Source organism: Pseudomonas sp. BF-B-15, from assembly GCF_019946675.1.
Classification (GTDB): Bacteria; Pseudomonadota; Gammaproteobacteria; order Pseudomonadales; family Pseudomonadaceae; genus Aquipseudomonas; species Aquipseudomonas migulae.
Window position 1 is genome coordinate 1 of record NZ_JAGYFZ010000186.1, and the last position, 4941, is coordinate 4941.

The 4941-nt window shown below is 60.8% G+C and carries 4 protein-coding genes; all 4 read left to right on the forward strand.

Translation table 11 applies throughout. The features are described 5' to 3' along the window. Positions 1-519: 519 nt before the first annotated feature. Positions 520-1272, forward strand: coding sequence for a GntR family transcriptional regulator (locus KGA97_RS28985; protein WP_008039052.1), 753 nt, complete (start codon positions 520-522; stop codon positions 1270-1272). Further along, positions 1269-2999 (forward strand): fumarate reductase/succinate dehydrogenase flavoprotein subunit, encoded by a 1731-nt coding sequence (locus KGA97_RS28990; protein ID WP_207284539.1) that lies wholly within the window; start codon positions 1269-1271, stop codon positions 2997-2999. Before KGA97_RS28985 ends, KGA97_RS28990 begins: the two co-directional genes overlap by 4 nt. A gap of 25 nt (positions 3000-3024) precedes the next feature. Then, on the forward strand, positions 3025-3270 hold the full coding sequence (locus KGA97_RS28995) for a ferredoxin family protein (RefSeq protein ID WP_007946457.1): 246 nt from the start codon (positions 3025-3027) through the stop codon (positions 3268-3270). A 236-nt stretch (positions 3271-3506) separates the two neighbouring features. Beyond that, the gene (locus KGA97_RS29000) at positions 3507-4913 is read left to right on the forward strand and encodes an ABC transporter substrate-binding protein (RefSeq protein ID WP_008039050.1); all 1407 of its coding nucleotides are present in this window, start codon (positions 3507-3509) and stop codon (positions 4911-4913) included. The last annotated feature ends 28 nt before the right edge of the window (positions 4914-4941 follow it).

Here is a 4941-nt window from a genome sequence, read left to right on the forward strand (position 1 = left end):
AGGACGGTCGACTGGATTTGCGCGCACTGCGCGTTGGTTGATCTGTAGGCGCACGGCTTACCGGTGATGGCGATTTCACGGGCGCCATCGCCGGCAAGCCGGCTCCTACAAGTGCGTATGCGTGCCGGGAATGTTCGGCTGACGCCAATCCTGTAGGAGCCAGGCTTGCCGGCGAAGGCGATTTCATGGACGCCATCGCCAGCAAGCCGGCTCCTACAAGTGCGTGGGCGTGCCGCGAATGTTCGGATGACGCCAATCCTGTAGGAGCCAGGCTTGCCTGCGAAGGCGATTTCATGGGCGCCATCGCCGGCAAGCCGGCTCCTACAAGTGCGTATGCGTGCCGGGAATGTTCGGTTGACGCCAATCCTGTAGGAGCCGGCTTGCCGGCGATCCATGCGACGCGGTGCGTCAGGTAACGCGCCATCCCACGAATCTAACCTTATTCTCAAACAGTATTTCTCAACCCCCGCACTAGAACTCTAAGATCACGTCATAACTCGTTATAACAAGTGATCTGCCATGACCGATAACGTTCTCTCCCTCAGCAGTGTTCCTTTGCACACTCAACTGCGCGACGTCCTGCGTGCCCGCATTCTCGACGGCGAATACCCGCAAGACAGCCAGATGCCTTCGGAAAGCGAGCTTGGCGCGTTGTTCAAAGTCAGCCGCATCACCGTGCGCCAGGCCCTCGGCGATCTGCAAAAAGAAGGGCTGATCTTCAAGATTCACGGCAAGGGCACCTTCGTCGCCAAGCCGAAAACCTTCCAGAACGTCAGCACCCTGCAAGGCCTCGCCGAGTCCATGACCGGGCGCGGCTACGAGGTGATCAACCGCCTGCGCAGTTTCAAATTCATCCCCGCCGACAAACTCGTCGCCGAGCGTTTGCAGGTGGCCGAAGGCGAGATCGTGGCGCAGATCAAGCGGGTGCGCCTGATCAACCGTGAGCCGATCTCACTGGAAATCACCTACCTGCCCAAAGCCATCGGCGAACGGCTGGAAAAGGCCGATCTGGTCACCCGCGACATCTTCCTGATCCTCGAAAACGACTGCGGCCTGGCCCTCGGTCATGCCGATCTGGCCATCGACGCCGTACTCGCCGACAGCGACCTGACCCAGGCGCTCAACATCGAACCCGGCTCGCCGATCATGCGCATCGAGCGTCTGACTCACGATGCCAGCGGCCAACCCGTGGACTTCGAACACCTTTACTACCGTGGCGATGCCTTCCAGTACCGCCTGCGGATCGACCGGCACAAAGGGGCGCAGGCATGACAAGAAGTACCCTCGAACAGGAATACGACATCGTCGTGATCGGCGGTGGCACGGCGGGTCCCATGGCGGCAATCAAGGCCAAGGAGCGCAACCGCGACCTGCGCGTGTTGCTGATCGACAAGGCCAACGTCAAACGCAGCGGCGCGATCAGTATGGGCATGGACGGCCTGAACAACGCGATCATTCCCGGCCATTCCACGCCGGAGCAGTACACCAAGGAAATCACCATCGCCAACGACGGCATCGTCAATCAGGCAGCGGTCTACGCCTACGCCACCCACAGCTTCGAAACCATCGAGCAACTGGACCGCTGGGGCGTCAAATTCGAGAAGGACGAAACCGGCGACTACGCGGTGAAAAAGGTCCACCACATGGGCGCTTACGTTCTGCCGATGCCGGAAGGGCACGACATCAAGAAAGTCCTGTACCGCCAGTTGAAACGCGCCCGGGTCAGCATCACCAACCGTGTCGTTTGCACGCGCTTGCTGACGGACGAAGAGGGTGCGGTCAACGGCCTGATGGGTTTCGACTGTCGCACCGCCGATTTTCACGTGATCAAAGCCAAGGCGGTGATCCTCGCGTGCGGTGCTGCCGGGCGCCTCGGTTTGCCGTCCTCGGGTTACCTGATGGGCACTTACGAAAACCCGACCAATGCCGGCGACGGTTACGCCATGGCCTATCACGCCGGGGCCGAACTGGCGAACCTCGAATGCTTCCAGATCAACCCGCTGATCAAGGACTACAACGGCCCGGCCTGCGCCTACGTTACGGGTCCGTTGGGCGGCTACACCGCCAACAACAAGGGCGAGCGCTTCATCGAGTGCGACTACTGGAGCGGCCAGATGATGTGGGAGTTCCACCAGGAACTCGAAAGCGGCAACGGCCCGGTGTTCCTCAAACTCGATCACCTGGCCGAGGAAACCATCCAGAACATCGAAGAAATCCTGCACAGCAACGAACGCCCGAGTCGCGGTCAGTTTCACGCCAATCGCGGCACCGATTACCGCACGCAGATGGTCGAGATGCACATCTCCGAAATCGGTTTTTGCAGCGGGCATTCGGCGTCGGGTGTGTGGGTCAACGAGAAGGCCGAAACCTCGGTCAAGGGTTTGTACTCGGCGGGTGACATGGCCGCCGTGCCGCACAACTACATGCTTGGCGCGTTCACCTACGGCTGGTTTGCCGGCACTAATGCGGCGGATTTTGTCGCCGGTCGCGAATTTTCAGCGGTCGATGCCAAACAGATCGAAACCGAGAAAGCACGGGTCTACGCGCCACTGGACCGCGAACACGGACTGCCGCCGGCCCAGGTCGAGTACAAGCTGCGACGCTTCGTGAACGATTACCTGCAACCGCCGAAAGTGACCAAGAAGATGCAAATCGGCCTGCAGCGTTTCAGCGATATCCAGCGTGATCTTGATCAGATCAAGGCCCACAACGCCCACGAACTGATGCGCGCCATGGAAGTCAGCATGATCCGCGACTGCGCCGAAATGGCCGCCCGCGCTTCGTTGTTCCGCGCCGAAAGTCGCTGGGGGCTTTACCACTATCGGGTCGATCACCCGCAGCGCAACGACAGCGACTGGTTCTGCCATTGCCATTTGAAGAAGGATGAACACGGCCAGATGAGCAGTTTCAAGAAAGCCGTCGAGCCCTACATCATCCCGCTGGATGCCGAAGAAATGCAGGCCTACGACCGGCTGCGCGTCGGTGCCTTTGCGGCCTGAGCCTGACTATAAGAGAGACCGACCAATGGCCTATCAACCCCAGGAAATTTTCTTCCGCTCCAACGCGCCCGTCACGGTCGACGAGGACCTGTGCATCGCCCACAAAGGCTGCACCGTGTGCGTCGATGTCTGCCCGATGGACTTGCTGGCGATCAACCCGGCCACGCAAAAGGCCTACATGGCCTTCGACGAATGCTGGTACTGCATGCCGTGCGAAAAGGACTGCCCGACCGGGGCGGTGAAAGTCGAAATCCCTTATTTGCTGCGTTGACTGACAGGACGCCATCGCTGGCAGGCCAGCTCCCACAGGGATTTTCAGTGGGACACGGATTTCGCTGGCAACAGAGAACCTTGTGGGAGCTGGCCTGCCAGCGATGAGACCCGCCCAGACAACCCAAAGCCATCCGGAAACACCGGACGCTGGATTCACCCAACACCCCTCGTTTCCCACCACGCCCTGATCGTGGCGGAGACGAATATCCTATAAATGATTCGAGGGGATTCACCATGTTATTGCGTGCAGCATTGGCCGGTCTGGTACTGGCTTCATTCACCTTGTCGGCCTCCGCCGAAACCATCCGCATTGCCATCGGCACCCAGGACACCACGATCAACTGCGCCGCCGGCGGCCTGTTGATTCGCGAGCTCGGCCTGCTGGACAAATACTTGCCCCACGATGGCCAATACAAGGACGCCAAATACGAGGTCGAGTGGAAGAACTTCACCAGCGGCGCGCCCCTGACCAACGAGATGGTCGCCGGCAAACTCGACTTCGGCGCGATGGCTGATTTCCCCGGTTCGTTCAACGGCGTCGCGTTTGAAACCGCCGGCAAGCACAGCCTGTTTATCAGCGTGCTGTCGGGCAGCATCAAGGGCAGCGGCAACGGCATCGTCGTGCCGAGCGCTTCGGGCGTGCAGTCGCTGGCCGAGCTGAAGGGCAAGACCATTTCCGTGCCGTTCGCCTCGACTGCCCATGGCATGTTGCTGCGCGCCGTGGCGGCTCAGGGTTGGGACCCGCTCAAAGACGTGAACATCATCGCCCAGCCGCCGGAAGTCGCCGGTTCCGCGTTGCAGGCCGGGAAGATCGACGCCCACGCCGACTTTGTGCCGTTCGCCGAACTGTTCCCGAGCCGTGGCTTCGCTCGCAAGATCTATGACGGCTCCCAGGCGAACACGCCGACGTTCCACGGTGCGCTGGTCGATCAGGCCTACGCGAAAAAGTACCCGGAAATCGTCGTCGCGTACCTGCGCGCCAGCCTTGAAGCCAACCAGTTATTGGCGGCAGAACCCGAGAAGTACAGCGAGTTGATCGCCAAGGTCACCGGCGTCGATGCCGAGGTCAATTACCTGTTCCACGGCCCGCTCGGCGTGCAGACCCGCGACCTGAGCTGGAAGCCGGAATATCGCCAGGCGGTCGGCACCGCCATCGACACCCTCAAGCTGCTGAAGAAGGCTGATCGCGGTCTCGATCTCAACACCTTCATTGACGACCAGTACATCCGCGCCGCGTTCAAGGCCTCGAAGCTGGACTACACCGCGCAACTGGCCAACTACGGTCAGACCCCGCTCAAAGCAGTGGATGCGTTGAGCGGCAAAGCCATCACCGACTTCAGTCATGTGGCCGAGATCTGGGTGCGCGGCGAGCCGAAAGTCCGGCAGTACGCCTCGGCGGAATCGGCGTTCACCGCATTGGCCGGTTTGAAGTCTGAAGGCAAAAACATCCGCGCGGTGTATGCCCAGGCGAGTGACAGCGGGATCAAGTTGCTGGCGGATCAGGCGTGGTTTGCCAGTGACGCGAAAGGGCGCCTCAGCGCGTTCCTGCTCAAGGGCCAGGCCCAGCAATTCGCCACGGCCCAGGGCGGCAAAGTCCTCGACTTCACCGACGCCACCACCCAGGCCGTAGCCGCCCGCTAACCGCCAGAACCCCGCAATCCCCTGTAGG